This is a genomic window from Labrys methylaminiphilus subsp. lupini (assembly GCF_051161885.1).
Lineage (GTDB): Bacteria > Pseudomonadota > Alphaproteobacteria > Rhizobiales > Labraceae > Labrys.
On the sequence record NZ_JBMDIH010000001.1, the window covers coordinates 912,510 to 934,923 of the forward strand.

General features: G+C 62.9%; 18 protein-coding genes. 9 read left to right on the forward strand and 9 right to left on the reverse strand.

Annotated features, from left to right (window positions below):
* Positions 1-25 precede the first annotated feature (25 nt).
* Entirely contained in the window at positions 26-1,165 is a 1,140-nt protein-coding gene (locus ACN6KF_RS04235) for a Gfo/Idh/MocA family protein (RefSeq protein ID WP_434955634.1), read from the forward strand.
* Between the two features lie 20 nt (positions 1,166-1,185).
* Here ACN6KF_RS04235 and ACN6KF_RS04240 read toward each other — a convergent pair whose 3' ends face one another.
* Entirely contained in the window at positions 1,186-1,935 is a 750-nt protein-coding gene (locus ACN6KF_RS04240) for an SDR family oxidoreductase (protein WP_434955635.1), read from the reverse strand.
* A 111-nt stretch (positions 1,936-2,046) separates the two neighbouring features.
* Between ACN6KF_RS04240 and ACN6KF_RS04245 the strand changes: the two genes are divergently transcribed.
* Entirely contained in the window at positions 2,047-2,982 is a 936-nt protein-coding gene (locus ACN6KF_RS04245; RefSeq protein ID WP_434955636.1) for a LysR family transcriptional regulator, read from the forward strand.
* Positions 2,983-3,152: 170 nt separating this feature from the next.
* Positions 3,153-4,010, forward strand: a complete 858-nt coding sequence (locus ACN6KF_RS04250) for an aldo/keto reductase (RefSeq protein WP_434955637.1) — start codon at positions 3,153-3,155, stop codon at positions 4,008-4,010.
* A 6-nt stretch (positions 4,011-4,016) separates the two neighbouring features.
* On the opposite strand, the gene ACN6KF_RS04255 is transcribed toward ACN6KF_RS04250, so the two are convergent.
* Positions 4,017-4,850: an aminoglycoside phosphotransferase family protein gene (locus tag ACN6KF_RS04255; protein WP_434955638.1), complete on the reverse strand. Its 834-nt coding sequence runs from the start codon at positions 4,848-4,850 to the stop codon at positions 4,017-4,019.
* A 254-nt stretch (positions 4,851-5,104) separates the two neighbouring features.
* Here ACN6KF_RS04255 and ACN6KF_RS04260 point away from each other — a divergent pair, with 254 nt between their 5' ends.
* From ACN6KF_RS04260 to ACN6KF_RS04280, 5 genes are all read left to right on the forward strand, one after another.
* A complete protein-coding gene (locus ACN6KF_RS04260) occupies positions 5,105-9,121 on the forward strand; it encodes a PAS domain-containing protein (protein ID WP_434955639.1) in 4,017 nt (1,338 codons plus the stop codon).
* A 307-nt stretch (positions 9,122-9,428) separates the two neighbouring features.
* Positions 9,429-10,679, forward strand: coding sequence for a sarcosine oxidase subunit beta family protein (locus ACN6KF_RS04265; RefSeq protein WP_434955640.1), 1,251 nt, complete (start codon positions 9,429-9,431; stop codon positions 10,677-10,679).
* Between the two features lie 110 nt (positions 10,680-10,789).
* Positions 10,790-11,068: a sarcosine oxidase subunit delta gene (locus ACN6KF_RS04270; RefSeq protein WP_149251521.1), complete on the forward strand. Its 279-nt coding sequence runs from the start codon at positions 10,790-10,792 to the stop codon at positions 11,066-11,068.
* The gene (locus ACN6KF_RS04275; protein WP_434955641.1) at positions 11,065-14,046 is read left to right on the forward strand and encodes a sarcosine oxidase subunit alpha family protein; all 2,982 of its coding nucleotides are present in this window, start codon (positions 11,065-11,067) and stop codon (positions 14,044-14,046) included. The genes ACN6KF_RS04270 and ACN6KF_RS04275 overlap by 4 nt, the downstream gene beginning before the upstream one ends.
* Entirely contained in the window at positions 14,039-14,638 is a 600-nt protein-coding gene (locus tag ACN6KF_RS04280) for a sarcosine oxidase subunit gamma (protein ID WP_434955642.1), read from the forward strand. Before ACN6KF_RS04275 ends, ACN6KF_RS04280 begins: the two co-directional genes overlap by 8 nt.
* A 74-nt stretch (positions 14,639-14,712) precedes the next feature.
* On the opposite strand, the gene ACN6KF_RS04285 is transcribed toward ACN6KF_RS04280, so the two are convergent.
* The 3 genes from ACN6KF_RS04285 to ACN6KF_RS04295 all read right to left on the reverse strand — a co-directional run bounded on the left by ACN6KF_RS04285 (position 14,713) and on the right by ACN6KF_RS04295 (position 18,221).
* Complete coding sequence (locus ACN6KF_RS04285; RefSeq protein WP_434955643.1) at positions 14,713-16,311, reverse strand: peptide ABC transporter substrate-binding protein; 1,599 nt, start codon at positions 16,309-16,311, stop codon at positions 14,713-14,715.
* A gap of 123 nt (positions 16,312-16,434) precedes the next feature.
* On the reverse strand, positions 16,435-17,307 hold the full coding sequence (locus ACN6KF_RS04290) for a DMT family transporter (RefSeq protein WP_434955644.1): 873 nt from the start codon (positions 17,305-17,307) through the stop codon (positions 16,435-16,437).
* A gap of 8 nt (positions 17,308-17,315) precedes the next feature.
* On the reverse strand, positions 17,316-18,221 hold the full coding sequence (locus tag ACN6KF_RS04295) for an SDR family oxidoreductase (RefSeq protein WP_434955645.1): 906 nt from the start codon (positions 18,219-18,221) through the stop codon (positions 17,316-17,318).
* 92 nt (positions 18,222-18,313) lie between these two features.
* Between ACN6KF_RS04295 and ACN6KF_RS04300 the strand changes: the two genes are divergently transcribed.
* Positions 18,314-18,889, forward strand: coding sequence for a TetR/AcrR family transcriptional regulator (locus ACN6KF_RS04300; RefSeq protein WP_434959610.1), 576 nt, complete (start codon positions 18,314-18,316; stop codon positions 18,887-18,889).
* Positions 18,890-18,935: 46 nt separating this feature from the next.
* Here ACN6KF_RS04300 and ACN6KF_RS04305 read toward each other — a convergent pair whose 3' ends face one another.
* From ACN6KF_RS04305 to ACN6KF_RS04320, 4 genes are all read right to left on the reverse strand, one after another.
* Positions 18,936-19,271: an ArsR/SmtB family transcription factor gene (locus ACN6KF_RS04305; protein ID WP_434959611.1), complete on the reverse strand. Its 336-nt coding sequence runs from the start codon at positions 19,269-19,271 to the stop codon at positions 18,936-18,938.
* Between the two features lie 788 nt (positions 19,272-20,059).
* The gene (locus ACN6KF_RS04310) at positions 20,060-20,254 is read right to left on the reverse strand and encodes a hypothetical protein (protein WP_434955646.1); all 195 of its coding nucleotides are present in this window, start codon (positions 20,252-20,254) and stop codon (positions 20,060-20,062) included.
* Positions 20,255-20,375: 121 nt separating this feature from the next.
* Positions 20,376-20,552 carry a hypothetical protein gene (locus ACN6KF_RS04315; protein ID WP_434955647.1) on the reverse strand — a complete coding sequence of 59 codons (177 nt, stop codon included), beginning with the start codon at positions 20,550-20,552 and terminating at the stop codon, positions 20,376-20,378.
* 655 nt (positions 20,553-21,207) lie between these two features.
* On the reverse strand, positions 21,208-22,353 hold the full coding sequence (locus tag ACN6KF_RS04320) for a DegT/DnrJ/EryC1/StrS family aminotransferase (protein WP_434955648.1): 1,146 nt from the start codon (positions 22,351-22,353) through the stop codon (positions 21,208-21,210).
* Positions 22,354-22,414: the final 61 nt, after the last annotated feature.

The following is a 22,414-nucleotide window of genomic DNA, read 5'->3' on the forward strand; positions in this document are numbered from 1 at the left end:
TTGACTGGGATGGCGGAGGACGCGCATGGGTAAACTCGGCATCGGCGTGATCGGATGCGGCAATATCTCGATGACCTATCTGCGCAATGCTGCGCTTTTCCCCGGCGTGGAATTGAAGGCCTGTGCCGATATCTCGGCGGAAGCCGCCAAGGTCAGAGCCCGGGAATACGGCATTCGGGCACTCGGCGTGGAAGAACTGCTGGGCGATGACGAAATCGACCTCGTTCTCAACCTGACCATTCCAGCTGTCCATTTCGAGGTATCGATGGCGGCTCTTGCCGCCGGCAAGCACGTCTTCACCGAAAAGCCTCTCGCCGTTACGGCGGCAGAGGGCCGGAGGCTGGTCGAGGAGGCGCGTCGGCATAAGCTGGCGATCGGCTCCGCCCCCGATACTTTTCTCGGTGCGGCAGGGCGGACGGCCCGCCGCCTGATGGAAGAGGGAGCGATCGGCCGTCCGACCACCGGCACCGCCTTCATGATGACCCGCGGCATGGAGCATTGGCATCCCAATCCCCAATTCTATTATCAGCCCGGCGGTGGGCCGGTTCTCGACATGGGCCCCTATTACCTGACCATGCTGGTCAATTTGCTGGGGCCGGCGCGCCAGGTTGCGGCGATGGCGACGACCGGGCAGGCGGAACGGCTGATCACTGCGCCCGGGCCGAACCAGGGCACGAGCTTTGCCGTCGGCACGCCCACGACCTTGATGGCGCTGGTCGAGTTCGCCGGGGGCGCCATCGTCAATGTCGGCATGAGCTGGGACGTGTTCCGCCATTCCAACCAGCCCATCGAACTGCATGGCAGCCAAGGCTCGCTCAGCCTGCCCGATCCGGACACCTTCGGCGGCACCTTCGCCCTCAGCCGCAAGGGCGAGCCCTGGCAGGACATCGATACGGCGGCCATGACCTATGGCGGCCTGAACTGGCCCTATGCCGCGCCCGATCGCGCCAACTATCGGATGCTCGGAGTGGCCGACCTGGCCCGCAGCCTCGAGGAGGGGCGACGGTCGCGGGCTTCCGGCGAACTCGCGCTGCATGTGCTCGAGATCATGGAAGGCATCCTGGAAGCCGCGCGCCTGGGGCGGACGGTGTCGATCGAGGCTCGGGACGTACAGCCCTCGGCCCTGTCGGAAGACGAGGCGGCGAGCCTCGGCAGCACCGGATAGGAGCAGGTGTTCGGGAAGCCCTAAAGCGTGCCCATGCCACCGTCGATCATGAGCTCGCTGCCGACGGTATAGGTCGCTTCGTCGGAAGCCAGGAACACCACGGCCTTGGCGATTTCGCTGGCCTCGCCGAAGCGGCCGGCGGGCACTAGTCCCTTGATGCTATCGGCGACGCTCTTCAGGTCCTGCTCCGAGAAGCCGAGCTTTCCATAGAGCGGCGTGGCGATCGGGCCGGGGCTGACGGCGTTCAGGCGGATGCCCCGCCCGATCAATTCGCCTGACAAGGTGCGGATCAGCGATTGCAACGCGGCCTTCGACGCGGCGTAGACGCTGGAGTTCGGCATGCCGATATGGGCGTTGACCGAGGTGTTCAGCACGATCGACGCCGGATTGGCCAGGATCGGCAGCAGTGCCTGGATCAGGAAGTAAGGCCCCTTCAGATTGATGTCGAAGACCTTGTCGAAATCGGCCTCGCTCCAGTCCGCTAGCGGCTTGAGCTGGGCAATGCCGGCATTGACGAAGAGGATGTCGAGCCCGCCGAAGGCTTGCGCGATGGTCTCGGCGAGCTGTTTTTGCTTGGCGATGTTGGCGGCATCCGACTGAATGACGAGGGCACCTTCGCCCAGTTCCTTGCGCGCGGCCTCCAGCGTTTGGGGATTGGTGCCCGTCACCGCGATGCGTGCGCCTTCCGCCAGGAATTGGCGGGCGGTTTCCAGGCCTATGCCGGTGGTACCGCCGGTAATGAGAGCGCGCTTGCCTGAGAGCCTGTTCATGATTGCAGTTCCTTGTTCATGGGAGACGCTTTGAATGAAGCGAATATGGCGCAGTCATCATGTTCGGGGTATCCTGCTTATATTGGATCTATCTTCCGGGATTTCCGAACAATGAAGCTGGACGGGATCGCGAGTTTCGTAGCGGTGACAGAAGCAGGTTCGATTAGCGAGGCGGCACGCAGCCTGCGCCTGTCCAAGTCGGTGGTCAGCGAACGCCTGGGTGAACTGGAGCGGACCGTCGGTACGCGCCTGCTGCATCGTACCACCCGGCGCCTGTCGGTGACCGAGGACGGAGCTGCTTTTCTCGAGCGCGCCAGGCGGATCGTGCGAGAGGTGGAAGAGGCGGCTGCGGATCTGGCGGAGCGGCGCGGCACCCTGGCCGGTCCGATGCGGATTGCCGCGCCGATTACCTTTGGGCACATGCATCTCGGCCCGGCCCTGTTTCCGTTCCTGGCTGATCATCCGCAGGTCGAACTCATCCTGGACCTCGACGATCGCCGGGTCGACGTCGCCTCCGCTGCCTATGACGGCGTGATCCGCCACGGTGCCATTGCGGATTCACGGCTGATGGTCTGGCGCCTGGCTCCAAGCCGGCGCATTCTGGTGGCATCCGCGGACTATCTGGACCGCGAGGGCACGCCGCGTTCCATCGGCGAACTCGATCATCATAAGGGGCTGTTCTATTCGAACCGGGGGGCTGCCGATTGGCGGTTCCTCGGGCCTGACGGTGTCGAAATCGTGCGGGCGAAGGTCGCCTTACGGGTCAACAATGGTGACATGATCCGTGACGCCGCGCTTGCCGGCCTCGGCATCGGCCTGCTGCCGACTTTCATCGCGGGCCCCGAGATCCGCACCGGGAAGTTGAAGGTCGTCGACATCGGCGTGCGGCCGGAGCCGGAATTCATCTTCCTCGCTCATCCGGAAGGGCGCCGGCCTTCAGCCAAGCTGCGGGCACTGGCCGAGCATCTGAAACGCAGATTCGGCGACCCGCCTTATTGGGAGGAGGGGATGTCCATGGCCGCTTCCGCTTGCACGAGCGTCTTGTGATTTGATTGAATCATTTCAAATCGCAAAGACGCGTCGAACCAAAGAGTTAGAGCAAAAACCGTTCACACTTGAACACGCTTTGCTCTAGAAGTGACGCGTGGTCACTGTGAGGTCCTGAGATGAACGATTTGCCGGCACCAGAGAAGATACGCCCCCTCGGCTGCAGCGGCATGTCGGTAAGCTCTGTGGCCTGGGGCATGTGGCGCTTCGGGAGCGAGGACCTCGCTTCGGCTCAACGACTGATCGAGACTGCGCTCGAGGCCGGGGTCACCTTGTTCGACACCGCCGACATCTATGGCCCGTCGGACCTCGGCGGCTTCGGGATTGCCGAGAGCCAGCTCGGCCGGGTGCTCGAAGCCAGCCCCGGCTTGCGCCACCGCATGGTACTGGCAACCAAGGGCGGCATCGTCTTCGGCACCCCCTACAACTCCTCCGCCGCCTATCTTTCCTCGGCCATCGATGCGTCACTGAAGCGGATGCAGGTCGACCGCATCGATCTGTGGCAGATCCACCGGCCCGATATCCTCACCCACCCCAGCGAGATTGCCAGGGCCCTCGAAGACGCGCATCGGGCCGGCAAGATCGCTGCCATTGGCGTGTCGAATTATACGGTTGCCCAGACACAGGGACTGGCGGCTTGCCTCAGCCTGCCCATCGTCAGCCATCAGCCGGAATTTTCGGCCCTCAAGCTCGATCCGCTCGCAGACGGGATTCTGGACCAGGCGGTCATGAATGACATGGCGGTGCTCGCCTGGTCGCCATTGGCAGGAGGCAGGCTGGCGCAGCCGCAGGACGAGCGGGCACGGGCGGTGGTGGCCCTGTTCGATGCCAAGGCCGCGCAGGCCGGCATTTCCCGCACCGCCGTCGCCCTGAGCTGGTTGATGGTCCATCCGGCACGGACCATCCCGATCGTGGGAACGCAGAATCTCGACCGCATCCGGGAGATCCCGCAAGCCTATCTGCCGCGCTGGAGCCGGGAGGAGTGGTATTCGGTGCTGGTGGCCTCGCGGGGAGAGCGCCTGCCCTGATGCGGCTCAGCCCTGATCGATTGCGCCGATGGCCAGCTTCATGATCGCAAAATCGATGGCGGGGCTCTCGTCGATTTCGATCTGCCATGTCGCGGACAGGCCGGTCCAAGCAATGATCCACTGCAGCATCCGCCTGCGTTCGACACGGGCATGTTCGGTCACGAGGGTCAGCCGGTGTGAAAAACGCTCGGGTGAGGAGGCGAAAGCGCCGCCGTCGCCCTTGTCGGGGTTGCAGAAGAGATTGGCATAGTCGAAGCCACGCTCGCCAAACAGGCCCTTGGGATCGATGACGAGCCAGCCGCGAGGCCCGAAATCGAGGACGTTGTCGTGATGGATGTCGCCATGCAGCACGGTCTCTTCACAGGGATCGGCCAGGAGGGCACGTGCTTCGGCGGCGCTGCGCGCCAGCAGGCCACCCTCCCGGGCCGCGGCTGGCTGCAGATCGGCAAACCAGGCCTGCAAGGGAACGAGGGAGGGAGGAGGATCGGAACGGGCTGCATGCAGCTTTGCCGCGACTTCGCAGAGAATGATCGTGGCCTCGTCGTCCCGCCCGGCGGCGACCAAGGCAGAGAGCGGAGCGCCGCCGCGTTCCATCACGATGGCGTCTTCCTCGGCGGCAAAGATCTCGGCAGCGCCCTTAGCGTGCCACCAACTCATTAACAGGCCACCCTGACGCTCTTCTTCCGCCGTGGCCACTTTCAGCATGGCGGGACGTCCTTGCCAGCGCACTGGCAGCAGGCGCGCGGCATGGGTGACGATCGCCTCGCCATCCGGTGTGAGCCGCCAGCGCGCAAGCGCCTCGGCGAAAACGGCATGTTGCCGGAATTGAGACGAATGCATGGGATCTCTCAAAAATAGCTCGCCGTGGCCGCCCGGTGCCCGGAGGAAGAGCGACAGGTAGCCCGATGCCGGCGTCTGGGAAGTGTTTCCTCGGCTTACCGAATGTTCTCGGGCGCCTATTCCGGTGCGGGCGCAAATCACTGCTGAAAAAGGCAAAAATTCCTGCGACGACATTTGGCAATGACGTAGCTTCTCGGTACCATCATGGCAATTCCAATGCTGTTGATTTCGCTCGCGCAGTTGAGATCCGCCAGATGAAGATAGATGCCGGGCTGGGCTCCGATCGCTTCGATGCGGTCGTTCTTCCGGGCGATGTGGCTCTGCTTCGCCGCGTCATCGAGCAAGCCGGTGTCGCCATGGCACTGATCGGGCATGACGGCCGGTTTTGCTATGCCAATCCGGCCTTTTGTCGGCTCACCGGTTACCAGGCGGCAGACTATGTCGGCATGACTCTTGTCGACCTTGCTCATCCGGAGGACCGGGCCGGTCTTTCCTGGGATGGTTGGGACGAGGACGGTGTCAAGCGCCGCTATCGTCGCCATGACGGCACGGTCTTCACCGGCATGACCAGCCTCTCCCAACTGGCCAAGCCGGACGAGGCCTCGCCCTATGCCGCCATTGCGCAAATCGTGGCCGTGTCGGCCCAAATGCCGAACGAGACGAGCCTGGCCGAGGCGGAGTGGCGTTGGCGCCAGGCTCTGGAGGGGTCTAGGCAGGTCGTGTGGGACTTCGACGTGCCCACTGCGATGGTGTGGGTGTCGCCGCATTGGTGCACGATGCTCAACCTTCCGGACGACGAGTACGTGCTTTCGATCGGCAATTGGCAGAGCAGGATGCACCCGGACGATCTCGCCCGCACGGCGGAGGCCGCGGAGCGTGTTCGGCTCAATGGCGATCGTGATTTCGACGTCACCTACCGATTGAAGCACAGTGACGGCCATTGGATCTGGGTGATAAGCCGAGGCCGGACGGTCGAGTATGCACCCGACGGCACCGCCAGGCGCATGATCGGAACCATCACCGACATCGCGCGGCAAAAGGAGATGGAGGCACGCCTTTCCACCGTCTCGGAGCGATTGGAAGTTGCCGTGCAGGCCGGTGGCATCGGCATCTTCCACGTCGATTATCCCTCGGGGCTCCGGCATTGGGATGCGCGAACCTACGCGCTTCACGGCGTCACGCCGGAGACGTTCGACAACACGATGGAAGCGTTCCGCAGCTTGCTTTCGCCCGAAGATGCTGCCCGGGTCGACCGTATCCGTCGGAGCGGTCTGCGGTCGGGCTCGCACTATCAGCTCGACTATCGCATCCGGCATCCGAAGACGGGCAGGGGGCGTCATATCCGCTCGACGGTTCGGCTGATCCGAGGAGAGGACGGCGCCCTGACGCATGGGATCGGTGTCTGCTGGGACGTCACCGACGATGTGGAACGCAATCAGAGGCTGCACGACACGCTGGTCCTGCTGCAGGCCGTGATGAACGGGACGCCCGACCTGATCTACGCCAAGGATCGCGACGGTCGCTACGCGCTGGTCAATCCCTCGGTCGAGAGGCTGATGGGGAAGACGAGCGATGAAATCCTGGGTCGATCCGACACCGAGATTTTTTCGGCCGAGGTGGCGGGCGCCCTGATCGAGAACGACCGCCACGTGATGGAGAGCGGGGAACCCTCCACCATGGAGGAAACGGCGATGCTCGAGGGCTTGCGGCGCACCTATTCCTCCACCAAGGCGCCCCGGCGCAACGAGCGTGGCGAGATTACCGGGCTGATCGGCATCTCCCGCGACATCACCGATGCCAAGGTCGCCGAGGCGGCTTTGCGGCAAAGTGAGATGCGCTGGCAGTTTGCTCTCTATGGATCGGGCGACGGGGTCTGGGACCAAAATCTCGAGACCGGGGAGGTGTTCTATTCGCATCAGTGGAAAGCAATGCTGGGCTACGGGGAGGGCGAGATCGGCACCAGCGCGAGCGAGTGGTCGGATCGCGTTCATCCCGAAGACCTGCCGTATTGCCAGGCGACTATCGAGGCGCATCTGCGTGGCGAGACGCCGGATTTCGTTTTCGAGAACCGTCTGCTCGCCAAGGATGGCAACTGGCGCTGGATCTATGACCGGGGCAAGGTGGTCGAACGGGCAGCGGACGGGCGTGCCTTGCGCATTATCGGAACCCATACCGACATCACCGCACGCAAGGAGGCCGAGAGCGCTATCCTGGCCCTCAATCAGCGGCTGCAACTGGCGATCGAGGCGGCTGGCGTCGGTGTCTTCGAGTATGATTTTGCCTCCCAGCGCTATAGCTGGGACGATCGCCTCCACCAGCTCTATGAAATGGCGCCGGGCAGCTATGACGGCAGCCGGGAGGCCTGGCTCGATCGCATTCATCCGGACGACGTCGTCGCGATCACGCGCGAATATGACAGGGCGATGCGCGAAGACTCGCTGTTCGACATGGAATTCCGCTTGCGGGTCCAGCGTTCCGGCAAGATCCGCCACATCCATTCGCTCGCCCGGGTGATCCGCGACGAGGCCGGCGCGCCTGTCCGCACGGTCGGCATGGATTGGGATGTCACCGAGCACAAGGAACTGGTGGAGGCACTGTTCGAGGAAAAGGAGCGATTGCGGATCACCCTGCATTCGATCGGGGACGCCGTGATCTCGACCGACGCTCACGCAAGGGTCACCTTCATGAACCCGGTCGCGGAAGAAATGACGGGATGGATGGGCCGGGATGCGGTCGGCAAGCGCCTGGCCGAGGTGTTTCGCATCGTCGATGAAACCACTGGCGAGATCCTTGCCGATCCGGTGGAGACCTGCCTGGCTCGGATGCGCCCCTCTTATCTCAGCGACGGCGCCGTCCTGCTGCGGCGCGATGGTGAGCGACGCAGCGTGCGCGACTCGGCCGCTCCCGTGCGGACGGCCACGGGAGAAATCATCGGTGCGGTGCTGGTGTTCCAGGACGTGACAAAGGCCCGCGTCCTGCAGCAGGCACTCGAACACTCGGCCAATCACGACAGTCTGACCGGGCTTCCCAACCGGTCCGCCTTCGAGCGCGAGATCCGACTTTCGCTGGAGCGCGCGCGCCAGGGCGAACATTGGCACGTGCTGTGCTTCATCGACCTCGATCGTTTCAAGATCGTCAACGACAGTGCCGGGCATGCTGCCGGCGATGCGCTGCTGCGCGAGGTCGCCAATCTCATGCGCCGCGTCTGCCGGCCGGAGGATGTGCCGGCGCGCCTGGGCGGTGACGAGTTCGCACTGCTGCTGCGCGATTGCTCGATCGGCGACGGGGGGGCGGTTGCGCAGCGCTTTCTGCGTGGCCTGGCCGAATTGCGCTTCGCTTGGGATGGCCGGACCTATCAGATCGGGGCCAGCATGGGGCTGACCAAGATCGATGTGCACTCACCGCGGCAGGATGAGTTGATGAGCCAGGCCGACATCGCCTGCTACACGGCCAAGACCTCCGGCCGAAACCAGTTTGCGGTCTATGGTGACGGTGAGAGTGCGGCCCATCGCAATCACAGCGAGATGCGGGTGGCTGCGGGCATTCGCCATGCGATTGAAGCCAATCGCTTCCGCCTTTATGCCCAAGAGATCTTCGATCTTTCCGGACAGGGCGGCGGACAGCGGCATTTCGAGATCCTGCTCCGCATGCTCGACGATGCCGGCAACATCGTCGCGCCGGCTGCCTTCATCCCGGCCTCCGAACATTATGACCTGATGGGCAGCATCGACCGCTGGGTCATCCACACCACGTTCCGTCGCTATGGTGCCCATCTGCTGGGCGCCGACGACATCACCCTTGCCATCAATCTCTCGGCCAACTCCTTGAACGATCCCTTCCTCTGGCCGCTGCTGCAGGAGGAGTTTGCGCAATCGGGCCTGCCGCCCCGGCGGATCCATTTCGAGATTACCGAGACTGCCGTGATCAACAATCTGGCGGCCGCCCAGCAGTTTCTTTCCAGGGCGCGTGCTGCCGGCTGCGGTGTGATCCTCGACGATTTCGGCAAGGGACTGTCCTCCTTCACCTATCTCAGGCAATTCTCCGTCGACGGCCTGAAGATCGATGGCGATTTCATCCGGCAGATGACACAGAGCGAAGTCGATCGCGCCATCGTCGAATCGATCAATACGGTCGGTCATCGCCTGGGTGCCATTACGGTGGCCGAGCAGGTGGAGGATGAGGAGACTTTGGCTCTGTTGCGTGGCCTGGGCGTCGATCAGGCCCAGGGCTTCATCCTGGCTCGGCCGCAGCCGCTGGATGCCCTGTTTTGAGCCATTTGCGAGCGGTCGCTATTCGTGGTGAAACTTTTTTCCTGACATTAAAGTAGCAAAAGATCTTGCACGCGCAGGAATAATCTTTCACTGTGGGTAACAGGCTGCTATGCCTATGAACGAGGCAGCCCATATTCGATGAGGGCAGAGGTACCCATGATTCTCGACGATAAGCGCTGATCGTGCCGGCGTGGCCTGGTCTTGGATGTGGGCGCTAGGGCAGCATGCTCTCGAATCCACCTCTCGCCAGGCGGCCAAGCGACCGGACGACCGAAGTTTTCCGAACTCTTCCCCGGCAAGAAGATCGATGCATTACTCTCTGTTCTCCCTTCTCAAGAATGCCCTGAACGGCCACCGTGGCTGGACGCCGACCTGGCGTGACGCCGAGCCGCGCCTCAACTACGACGTGATCATCATCGGCGGCGGTGGCCACGGTCTGGCCACGGCCTATTATCTCGCCAAGAATCACGGCATCACTAATGTCGCCGTGATCGAGAAGGGCTGGATCGGCGGCGGCAATGTCGGCCGCAACACCACGATCGTGCGCTCGAACTACATGTTGCAGGGCAATATTCCCTTCTACGAGCACGCCATGAAGCTGTGGGAGGGCCTGGAGCAGGATCTCAACTACAATGCGATGATGAGCCAGCGCGGCGTGCTGAACCTCTATCATTCCGACGCCCAGCGCGACGCCTTCGCCCGCCGCGGCAATGCCATGCGCCTGAACGGCGTCGATGCCGAACTGCTCGATCGCGATGGCGTGAAGGCGATGGCGCCTTTCCTCAACTTCGACAATGCCCGTTTCCCGATCCAGGGCGGCCTGCTGCAGCGGCGCGGCGGCACGGCGCGTCACGATGCGGTGGCCTGGGGCTATGCGCGTGCCGCCAGCGATCGCGGTGTCGACATCATCCAGAATTGCGAAGTGAAGGGCTTTGTCCGCGAAGGCGGTGCCATCGTGGGTGTCGAGACCACCCGCGGCACCCTCCGGGCCAAGAAGATCGGCATGGCGGTAGCGGGCAATACCTCCAAGGTCGGTACCATGGCGGGATTGCGCCTGCCGATCGAGAGCCATGTGCTGCAGGCCTTCGTCACCGAGGGGCTCAAGCCGCTGATCCCGGGCGTGATCACTTTCGGCGCCGGCCATTTCTATGTCAGCCAGTCCGACAAGGGCGGCCTGGTCTTCGGCGGCGACATCGATGGCTACAATTCCTATGCCCAGCGCGGCAATATGCCGGTGGTGGAGGATGTCTGCGAAGGCGGCATGGCGGTGATGCCGATGATCGGCCGTCTCAGGCTGCTGCGCAGCTGGGGCGGCATCATGGACATGTCGATGGATGGCTCGCCCATCATCGACAAGAGCGGCATCGACGGCCTCTATCTCAATTGCGGCTGGTGCTATGGCGGCTTCAAGGCGACGCCGGCTTCCGGTTGGTGCTTTGCCCATCTCATTGCCAAGGATCAGCCGCACGACGTGGCGGCGGCCTATCGGCTCAATCGCTTCGAGACAGGAGCGGTGATCGACGAAAAGGGCCAGGGCGCCCAACCCAATCTTCACTAGAGCACAACGCGGTTAGTAGAACGCGATTTTGCTCTAGCTCTTTGTTTCAACGCGTTTTTGCGATTCTTGGCGAAGCCGTCGGATCGCAAAACACTTCAAGGCACGGTTCAATGCGGATTGCCTGTCCTTATTGCGGTGCGCGCGGCGTGCACGAATTCACCTATCTCGGCGATGCCGGGCCGAGCCGTCCGGATGCCTCGGCGCCGGACGCCGGCAAGCACTTTTATGAATATGCCTACCTGCGCGACAACCCCGAGGGAGCGCATGAGGAGTTCTGGTATCACGGCTCGGGCTGCCGTTCCTGGCTCAAGGTCCGGCGTAACACCAAGACCCACGCAATCGAAAAGGCTGAACTGGTGATGCCTCAAGCTTTGGGAGCCGCATCATGAGCGAGGCCGTTTCCTTCCGTCTGCCCTCCGCCGGCCTGGTCGATCGTAACAGCACGGTGCGGTTCCGCTTCGACGGCAACAGCTATGAAGGGCTTGGTGGCGACACGCTGGCCTCGGCCCTGCTTGCCAACGGCATCCGCCTGGTCGGGCGCTCGTTCAAATATCACCGTCCACGCGGCATCTTCACCGCGGGCCCGGAGGAACCGAATGCGCTGGTGGAACTGCGCAGCGGCGCCCGACGCGAGCCCAATACCAAGGCCACTACGATCGAATTGTACGAAGGCCTGGAGGCGGCGAGCCAGAACCGTTGGCCCTCGCTGAAATTCGACCTCTTGTCGGTAAACCAGCTCGCTGGCCCGATCTTTGTCGGGGGCTTCTACTACAAGACTTTCATGTGGCCGGCGGCCCTGTGGGAGAAGCTCTATGAGCCGATGATCCGCCGTGCCGCGGGCCTCGGCAGCGCCAGTCAATTGCCGGATCCCGACACCTACGAGAAGGCCGCCGCCTTCTGCGACGTGCTGGTGATCGGTGCCGGGCCGGCTGGCCTGATGGCGGCGCTCGAGGCGGGCCGGGCCGGCGCGCGCGTGATCCTGTGCGACGATGATTTCCGGCTTGGCGGGCGGTTGTTGGCCGAGCGGCATGAGGTCGGCGGCAAGCCGGCCGCTGCCTTTGCCGCCGATATCGAGGCGGAACTCGCTTCCATGCCCGAGGTGCGCATCTTCAGACGCACCCAGGTGTTCGGCGTCTATGACACGGGTACCTATGGTGCCCTGGAGCGGGTTGCCGATCACCTGCCCGTACCGCCCGCCCATCAGCCGCGTCAGCGCCTGTGGCACATCATGGCCAAGCGCTGCATCAACGCCATGGGCGCCATCGAGCGTCCCATCGTCTTCGGCGGCAATGACCGTCCGGGCGTGATGCTCGCCTCAGCAGCGCGCAGCTACCTCAACCGTTATGGCGTAGCGCCGGGCCGCCAAGCGGTGGTGTTCACCACCAGCGACGATGGCTGGCGCACGGCGGCCGATCTCGTGGCTGCCGGTGTAACCGTGGCAGCCGTCGTTGATCCGCGCCGTGAGGTCGATGCGGCGGTGTCCGGCTGGGCCGGCAAGGCGGGAACGCGCACTTTGCTCGGTGCGAGCGTGACCGACGCCAAGGGCGGCGCCCAGGGCGTCAAGTCGGTCGAGGTGATCGCCGAGCGCAAGTGCGAGACTATTCCCGCCGATTTCCTGGCGGTGTCCGGTGGCTGGAACCCGCAGGTCGCACTCACCACCCATAAGGGCGCCCGGCCGCGCTGGTCGGATGAGCTTGCGGCTTTCGTGCCGGGCGATCTGCCTGATGGCATGACGGTGGCCGGGGCCGCCAATGGCGACTTTTCCCTGGGTGCTTGCCTGCGGGCGGGCGCGCAAGCGGGCCGGGCCGCGGCTGGCGATCTCGGCTTTTCCGCCGGGCAGGCTCCGATCCCGGCCTGTGACGACGAGCCGACGGGCCTCAAGCCGCTCTGGCATGTCGCCGAGACGAAGAGCAAGGCTTTCGTCGACCAGCAGAACGACGTCACGGCCAAGGACATCGAGATCGCCCATCGCGAAGGCTTCCGCTCGGTCGAACATCTCAAGCGCTACACCACGCTCGGCATGGCGACCGACCAGGGCAAGACCTCGAACATCTCGGGCCATGCCATGATGGCGGGCCTGCTCGGCCGTTCGATGACGGAGGTCGGCACCACGGTTTCGCGTCCGCCGCATTTCCCGGTGGCGATCGGCGCTTTGGCCGGGCCACATCGCGACAAGCATTTCAAGGCAACGCGCCTTACGGCGGGTCATGAATGGGCGATGGCCAACGGCGCCACCATGGTGGAGGCCGGCCAGTGGCTGCGCCCACAATGGTTCTCACGTCCGGGCGAGAAAGACTGGCTGGAGAGCGTCTGCCGCGAGGTCAAGACCACTCGCTCGATTGTCGGCGTGTGCGATGTCTCGACCCTCGGCAAGATCGACATCAAGGGGGCCGATGCCGGCGCTTTCCTCGACCGCGTCTATATCAATACCTTCTCGACTGTTGCTGTCGGTAAATGCCGCTACGGCCTGATGCTGCGCGAAGACGGCTTCGTCATGGATGACGGCACGGCGGCCCGCTTTGCGCCCGATCATTATGTGATCTCGACCACCACGGCGAATGCCGTGAAGGTGATGCAGCATCTCGAATTTTGCCGCCAGACGCTCTGGCCCGAACTCGACGTCTCGCTATCCTCGATCACCGAGCAGTGGTCGCAATATGCGGTGGCCGGGCCGAAGGCGCGGGAACTGCTGCAGAAGCTCTACGGCGCCAGCGCCGATCTGTCGAACGAAGCCTTCCCCTATATGGGATGTGCAACGCTGCAGCTCGGCAATGTCGGCTCGCGGCTCTACCGGCTCTCCTTCTCGGGTGAACTCGCCTTTGAGATCGCGGTACCAGCCCATTACGGCCTTGCGCTGCTCCAGGCGCTGATGACCCTGGCCGAGGAAATCGGCGGCTGCGCCTACGGCACCGAGGCTCTCGGCGTCATGCGCGTGGAGAAGGGGCATGTCGCCGGCAACGAGCTCAACGGCCAGACCACGGCCCGCGATCTTGGCCTCGGCAAGATGATGTCGACCAAGAAGGACTATATCGGCCGTGTCCTGGCCCAGCGTCCGGCCTTGGTGGCGCCCGATCGTCCCGGCCTCGTCGGCGTCAAGCCGGTCAATCCGGCGGATCGGCTGCGTGCCGGCTCGCATTTCCTCAAGAAGGGGGCCGCGGCTGTCGCGGCCAACGATGAGGGCTTTGCGACTTCCGTGGTCTATTCGCCGATGCTCGAAAGCTGGATCGGCCTTGGTCTTCTTGCCAATGGCCCATCCCGCCACGGCGAGGTGATCCGGGCCTATGACCCGGTGCGCAACGGCGACATCGAGGTCGAAGTCCTCTCGCCCATCTTCTTTGATCCTGAAGGGAGCCGTCTCCATGTTTGACGCCATCAGTGCCGGGCGTTTGGAGTCCCGTAGCGCCTTTGCCGGCTTGCTGAAACCGGTGGGAACGGGGGCGGGCGTCACCGTGCAGGATCGCTCAGGCCTGGAAATCGTCACCCTGGCCGCCCGCAAGGGGCAGGAGGGAGCGCTGGCGGCCCGCATGCAGGCCGCCTATGGCCTCGGGCTGCCGAATGGGCCCAAGCGCGCCGTCGCCGGCGCGCTCGCCGCCCTGGGCATCGGGCCGTCGGCCTGGCTGGTTACGCGCGAAGCTGGCGAGGCCAATTTGCTTGTCTCGGATCTGGTCGAAGCGGTTGGCACGCTGGCGTCAGTAACCGACCAGACCTCCGGTTATGCCGCGTTGCGGGTGTCAGGTCCGCGAGCCCGCGATATGTTCGCCAAGGGGCTGGACATCGACCTGCATCCGCGCGCGTTCGCCCCGGGCGACGTCGCGGTCACCGCATGCTCGCATATCGGCGTGACGCTGTGGCAGCTCGACGAAACGCCGACCTATGAGATCGCCCTGTTTCGGAGTATGGCCGGCAGCTTTTGGCACTGGCTTGGTGACAGCGCCGCGGAATTCGGCCTGGTGGCGTAACAGGGTTTCTGTTTGGGCACGTGCTCAGCCTTACCCTGTCCTCAACGGGGAAAGGGCAAGGCTGAGAGATTTCGTCACTCTTCCTTGCTGAGGAACCGCGTCAGATGCTCGTTGGCGGCGTTGTCCTGCCATCCCTTCACCTTGTTCGAGACCAGCCAGAGATCGGCATTGGAGAGTAGCGGCGCGACGGGTTGGTCGCGCGCCAGCAGCGCCTCGGCATTCTCCAGAATCTTCAGGCGCTTGGCCGGATCGGCTTCCGTATAGGATTTGGCGACCAGCGCGTCATAGTCCGGACTGGCAAAATGGGAATAGTTGAACGCCTTGTTGGCCGTCATTGGTAGCGCCAGGAAGTTTTCGGCGTCGGCATAGTCGGCCACCCAGGCCGCGCGCGCCACCTCGTAGGTGCCGCCGTCGCGCAGGAAGGCGTAGTGGGACTTGCTGTCAGAATTGAGCAGCGAGACCTCCACGCCGAGCGCTTTCCACATATCGGCCACGGCGGTGGCGATCCGGCGATTGTTGTCGTTGGTGCCGAAACGGATGGTGAGCGTCAGTGGCTTGCCGCCCTCGCCGAAGCCGGCCTGCTTGAGCAGGTCCTTGGCAGCGTCCTCGCGGTCGAGCTGGGGCATCTGCGCGAAATCAGGCTTGGCGGATGTATAGCCTGGCAGGCCCGAAGGGACAAAGCTGTAGCTGCCGACGCGTGTTCCCGAGAAGATCTTCTCGGCCAGGAAATCGCGATCGACCGCCATCGACAGAGCGCGCCGAACCCTGGCATCGTTGAAGGGCGGGGTGCGGGTGTCGAAGGCATAATACTCATTGGTCAGGTTCGGCGAGACATGCACCTGATCGCCCACCTTCTCCTTGAGAAATTTCAACTGATCGGCCGCGAACTCGAAGGTCATGTCGAGCTCGCCCGCAAGAAAGCGTCGCTGGGCTGCGGCCTGGTCATCGATCGGATAGGAGATCACCTTATCGATGCGGACATTGGCGGCATCCCAGTAACGCTGGTTCTTCACCAGCGTGACATGATCATTGGCAAGGTTCTCGGTCAGGGTGTAGGCACCGTTGGAGATCAAATTGCCGGGCTTGACGAAGTCGGCCTTGAGCTTCTCGACCGAGGCCTGATGCACCGGCAGGGCGCTTTGATTGGCAAGAAGTTGCAGGAGATAGGGCGTTGGCCGTTCCAGCGTGATCTCCAACGTTCTATCATCGAGGGCCTTGACGCCGAGCGTGTCGACGCCGGCCTTGCCGCTGTTCACGGCTTCGGCATTCTTGATCGGATAAAACAGATTGGCGAAGCTGGCGGCTTCCTTGGGATCCTCGAGCCGGCGGAAGCTGAAGACGAAGTCACCGGCGGTGACCGGGTCGCCATTGGACCATTTGGCGTTGGGGCGCAGCTTGAAGGTATAGACGAGACCGTCGGACGACATCGACCAGCTCTCGGCTGTCCCCGATGTGATCTTGCCGGCAGCGTCGAAAACGGTGAGCCCCTCGAACAGGTCCTTGAGGATGAACTGTTCGGCAATGATCGAGCTGTGGGTTGGATCGAGCGTCTGCGCCTCGGCACCATTGCCTTTGTGAAGCACCGTCTCGGCCCAGGTAGAGTGGGCGGACCCACTTAAAAGGCCGGCCGTGAGGGGGAGGACGAGGGCGAATAGTCTCAGTGCTGGCTTCATGCGTACTTCCCCTTATGGGCGTCCCGGCTGTTGCCGAGATTCGTTATGGCACGAGTAAACGTGCTCGTTCCGCCCGCGACAACCCTGGATATTCGCGGGGGATAAGACCTTCGGGGCCTGGGTTCAGATTGCGGTCCGGCGCAACAACAAGATGAGTCCCGCCGCGATGATGAAGGCGGCTCCGAGCAGGGTCACCATGTCCGGTACGTCGCCGAAGGCGAAATAGCCGACGATGGCGGCGCCAACGAGTTCGGCATAGACGAGAGGTGCCAGGGTCGAGGCATCGGCGAAGCGAAAGGCGATGATGGAGAGCAGGTGGCAGACCGCCGAGATCAGGCCGAGGCCGGCGAAGAGCAGGAGATGATCGACTGCGGGGGCGGACCAGGAAAGTACAGCCTGCGGCGTAAGCAGCGCGGCACCGACGAAGCACTGAAAAGCCAGGGTCTTGACGGGATCGCTCTGCTGGGCCGCTCGCCTGGTGGCGATCAGGTAGAAGGCAAAGCAGATGCCGGAGGCCAGGGCCAGCAGAATGCCGGGCTCGATGGCGCTGCCGGGCTGGAGAATGATGAGCGAGCCGGCGAAGCCCAAAGCGAGGCCGACGCCCTTGGTCAGCGTCATGCGTTCCTTGAGCACGACGACCGAAAGCGCGACGGCCAAGACCGGGCCTACGAAATAGGCGCAAAGCGCCGTCGCCAGCGGGATGCGGGCAATGGCCAGGAAATACAGGGTCATCGCCGCGACCAGGAAGACGGTGCGCGCGACATGGGAAGCAAGATGCTCGGCCGGGAACATCCTCTTGCCATGCAGGAGGGCCGAGAGAGGCAGTACCGCCAGACCGGCCACTGCATAGCGCGCCCAGCCGATGAAGAAAGGCGAGTAGTCGGCACTCAGATATTTGGCGATGCCGTCGACGGACGGCACGCTCACCATCGCAATGATCATGGCCAGGATGCCTCGGGTGGATCCTGAGGTTTCGGCGGAGGCAGGCATGGCCATGAAGGAACCTATCGATAACCGGTCGCGTCAGCCGGCTTCCCGGCTTCTTCGACCTCCGGAATGTAGCGCCAAGCGTCGGGCTGGGAGCCGTCAAGATCGGTGAAACCGTAGATTCGCGCCAGTTGTCCGCTCGAAAGAGACTGCCCGTTCCAGCAATTCTTTTCAGCATCGCCTGCAAGAGCCGCCACTGCACGCCCGACAAAGCGCGGCGTTTCCGAAATGACGAAATGCGGCACCGTCGCCATGGCATCCCGCCAGTTTTCTTCTGAGACGCCGAACGCCTCGAGCATCATTTCCGAACGCAGCCAGCCCGGGGTGAGTGCCACCGAGGTCGCGCCATGCTTGGCAAGGTCCTTGGCATGCGCCCAGGCGAGGCGGATCACCGATGTCTTCACCAGATCGTAAAAGGGCGAGAGACGATAGTGTTCGGCATTGTATGCCGCCGTCCCGTCCGTCATCTCCACGAGAAGACCGCCGGGGCGCTCGATCAGCAGGGGCAGGGCGTGGTGTGCGGTGATCAGATGGGTATCGATGCCCAGGCGCAGCAGGCGCAATCCCTTGTCGAGATCGTGCTCCCAGACGGCCTTGTTCCATTCGAACAATTTCTCGCCGCCCCAGATGTCGTTGACCAGGATGTCGAGGCGGCCATGTTCGGTCCGGATCCGTTCCACCAGACCGCGCACCTCGTCGGGTACGAGATGGTCGACGCGGACGGCAATGCCCTTGCCGCCCGCCGCATTGATCAGTTCGGCCGTCTCCTCGATGGTTTCCGGCCGGTCATATTCCGAGCGATGGCCGCGCGTGCTGCGTCCGGTGACATAGACGGTTGCGCCTGCCGCACCGAGTTCGACGGCAACGCCTCGGCCGGCTCCTCGCGTGCCGCCCGTGACCAGTGCGATCTTTCTGTCCAGCATGAGAACAACTCCCAGTTTCGATAGCGAGCACCTTTTCTCGTTGCTCGAAACAATATATATAAATGATCGTTCTGTTATAAATGGTTGTCAAGATGCCTAGACACAAGACTCTGTCCGATGAGGCCGTGCTGGAGGCGGCCCTCAAGCTGCTTCACAGCAAGGGGCCGGAGGCTCTGACATTTGCGGGTTTGGCGCAGGCCTGCGGACTGGCCGCGGCCACTCTCGTGCAACGCTTCGGCAGCAAGGTTCACCTGAAACAGGCCGCCTTGCTGTATGCCTGGGATCGTCTAGATGAAAAAACCGCACAATTGGCAGCACGGGCATCGCGCACGCCGGAGGGCGCGATCGACCTGCTGGTCGCCCTTTCCGGGGATTATGGCGGTATCGAATCCTATGCCGAGGGATTGCTGATCCTGCGGGAGGATCTGCGCGATCCTCTATTGCGGGCCCGCGGCGCGCGCTGGCGCGCGGTTCTCGTCGGCGTCCTCGATGCTTGTCTGGCGAAGCAGAGCGACGGGCAGGCGGGGCTTGGCCAGTTGATGGCCTCACAGTGGCAAGGCTCGCTGGCGTGGTGGGGTTTCGAGCCCAAATGCAGCATCGCCGACCAGGTCGGATGCGATCTCAGGCATTTCATGGCTGCACTGCAGCATCGTCGAGTGGGCGCCTGACGGGCGCCCACTCTATCACTTTAAGCCTCCTCGCGGAGGCCCAAGATCACCGGGCTTCGACGGAGCGAAGCTGCGTCACCTGAGCACGCTCCGGCAGCTTTACCGGCAGCGGCGCGTCGTCGCCTACGTGGTCGAGCAAGGCCATGCGTTCGGCGACCCAGCTTTCCGCCAGCGCAAGCGCATGCGGCGTCATGCGATAGGTGCGCACGCGGCCGGCCTTCTCGGAGACGACGATACCCCCAGCTTCGAGCACACCGAGATGCTTGAGCACCGCAGGCATGCCCATTGAGAGGGGGAGTGCGAGTTCACTGACAGAGGCTGGTCCGCGGGCAAGACGATCGACCATGGAGCGACGGCTGGTATCGGCGAGCGCATGGAACATTCTGTCGAGTATAAGAGGATCGAGGCGAGCTTCCACGTCAGGCTACTTTCTTAGTCGGAGGAGGAAACCGGCCAGCAACGTGCCGGCCGGTGTGGCGTCAAGCCAGGGAAAACAATCGCGGGAATACCAGTCTGGCGGGTCCCGGGCCTGGAAAGGGGAGGCATCGGCGTTGAGTTTCGATGGATGGTTTGGTTCGGCGAATGCCTGGGTTTCACATGCGCGATCCGGCTCCCGATCTTGCCGGTGAATCAGCTGATACGATGAAGGAGAGAGCGTCATCGTCAGGCCTCAAAATGCCAATGATCTTCCAAACCGCGCTGGGCTGCCCAAGGAGCCTTTCGAATTGATATCTTTCGAAATTCCAAACTTCTGTCCGTCTTGCCGATCACAAAAAGAAGCCCGCTGCGCGGGCTTGGGAGGGTATCGAGAGAACCGAGCGAAGGTGCGAACAGCACAGCATGGAGGGGATCTGTTTGGAGATCGCTGCGCCGTTCGCAAGAGCAATCTAGACGGGCGGCGCTAGGAGCACACTCCGTCAAATATGACGTGTCGAATTTGACGGATTGGCTGGGAGGCGCGAATAGCGCGCAGGCCTCGCGGCGTGTGAAGGCGAGGCTTTTTTGCATAAAGATGCGTAGATTGAAATAGATTTAGCAGGTTCGGGCGCTGGCAGGAAGCCGATCCTGATACCTCTTTAGTAGCAGGCTTGGCATTTGCCATGGGAAGGAGCCGCTGCGGACGCCGATTCGGCCGCGATCGAAACAGCCGTCGAGCCGCGGTGGCTGGCCTTATTCTGCCGGCGCGGCAATCTCCTTCTCGGTCAAGGTCCGCCTAGCCAGAATCAGCGCCGCGATGGCGCAGAGGGCGATGATGGTGACCATCGGCAAGGCCGTGCCGTTGAAGAACAGGCTGGCGATCGCGATCATGACAGCCCCGGTCACCATCTGCAGCGTACCGCCAAGGGCCGAAGCCATGCCCGCCATGGGGCCTGACGTTCCAGCGAAAGTACCATGCTGGTCGGAATGACCAGGCCGAGGAAGGCAAAGGTGATGAACAGCATCACGATCAGGACGGGCAGGCTATCGACACCGCTGGTAACCACCGCTAAGTGACGCCGAAACCCAGAAAGAAGGCCATCAGGGTCATTTGCGCGGCGGCGGTGCTGGTCTGGAGATGCTCCGCCATCGAAGGGAGGGAGGGAATATACATATCGATTGCAAACGGGCCGATGGCGGCCAGCAGGCCGAGCACCAGAGCGTTGCGAGCAAAGCTATGCGGCATGGCAAATCCTGTGATGACCGGCGAGTTGGAGAGCCTCGAAGACGCGCCCGATGCGGGCGGGAGACATGAACCTGAAGGTCTGCTTGCCGCTCACGTGGTTATCGCGGGCTGACTCGTCAAGCAAGAGCCTGAAATAGACAGACCAGTCCGTCCGTCGGCCGTTCTGCCGCGAAATCGCGCCTGCCGGCCGCTCGAGAAAGGAATTACGGTATGTAGGTGGTGTAAATGGTTCGAGCTGAAAAAGCCGGCAGCGACAACCGGCAACGAAAACGGGGGAAGAAGTAATACTTCTTCCCCCGTTCACCGATTTCTCGAAACGCCAAGCTTTCGCAAGCGAAATCTGCACTTGGTTATTACGTTAAACAACTCCCGGCAGAAATGGCACCCACAAACTCAATAGCGTCTTTGTTAACAAGGTAGAATGCTACAATCAATTTCGGCTCTGTCCAGCACGAAATTGAACCAGGCTATCCGTTGCGGAAGTTATATCGATTTACTTTTTTTAGACGAGCATAAGTATCAAAGCGGGTAGCTTTGGAGACTATTCGATGTTGACGTTTCACGCGTCGCAATGTGGCTCGAGTGACTGGTGGTAGGTGAGCTCACCACACGAGCCAGCCGTCGTGACGGCCGCGCCATCCGTCTTTTCGGCGCATCAGGCCCGGCCCGCAAGAATTTCGCGCAAGGCGCCCGCCACGATATCCGCCTTGTCTTCGGTCATGTTGTAGCCCGACGGCAGATTGATGCCGTGCCTGGCGATCGCCTGTCCCTTGTCGTGCGGGGTGACCAGGCGCTTGGCGGCCGGGCGATCGGCGAAAGCTTGCATGCTCGACAGGGGCGAGAAGAAAGGACGCGTATCGATGTTACGCTTGTCGAATTCGGCCATCAGGCTGAACTTGTCGAGACCGAGTGCCGGATCGAGCACTACCGTCACCATCCAGAAGGAGTTCTCGCTATCTTCCGGTTCGGCATTGAGTGTGATGCCGTTAAGCCCGCCGAGCCGTTGCCGATACCAGTCGAAAATGGCGCGCTTATGGGCGATCAGCGTGTCGATGCGTTCCATCTGCGCGACGCCGAGCGCTGCCGTCACGCCGTTCATGCGATATTTGAAGGCGATTTCCTGATTGATGAAAAGGCGGTGATCTCCGGGTGCCCGGCCATGATCGCGCAGGCAGAGCACGCGCTGGTGAAGAGCGTCGTCATCGGTCACCAGCATGCCGCCCTCGCCGGTGGCGACCGTTTTCGAACCATGGAAGCTAAAGGCAGCGGCCCGTCCGAAGCTGCCCGCCCGGCGTCCGCGATAACGAGAGCCGAGAGCCTCGGCCGAATCCTCGATGAGATGGATGCCGTGCCGGTCGGCAATCTCCTGCAAGGCCTGCCAGTCACACATCGAACCATAGAGATCCACGCCCAGGATTGCCTTGGTCTTGGGGCCGATGGCGGCCTCTGCGGCGCGCGGATCGATGCACCAGGTATCCGGCAGAATGTCGACGAGCACCGGCTCGGCGCCGACATAGGTGATCGGTGCCACCGAGGCGATCCAGGTCACGTCGGGCACGATCACCTCGTCGCCCGGGCCGATGCCGAGCGCGGCCAGGATGAGATGCAGCGCCGCTGTCGCATGAGGCACGCTGACGGCATGCTTCACACCGACATAATCGGCCATCATGCGCTCGAAGCGGGCATTATAGGCATAGTGATTGGCATACCATGCCGTGCGGGCAGCCTCCGCGGCGAGTTCCGCTTCTCTCTCGGTGATGGAGGGACCTGCGACGGGAATGCGTTCGGGAGCAATGATCACGGGGACTCGGCTCTACTTGATTGGCAGTCGATACATACCGCGCTCGCCTACGCGACGCCAG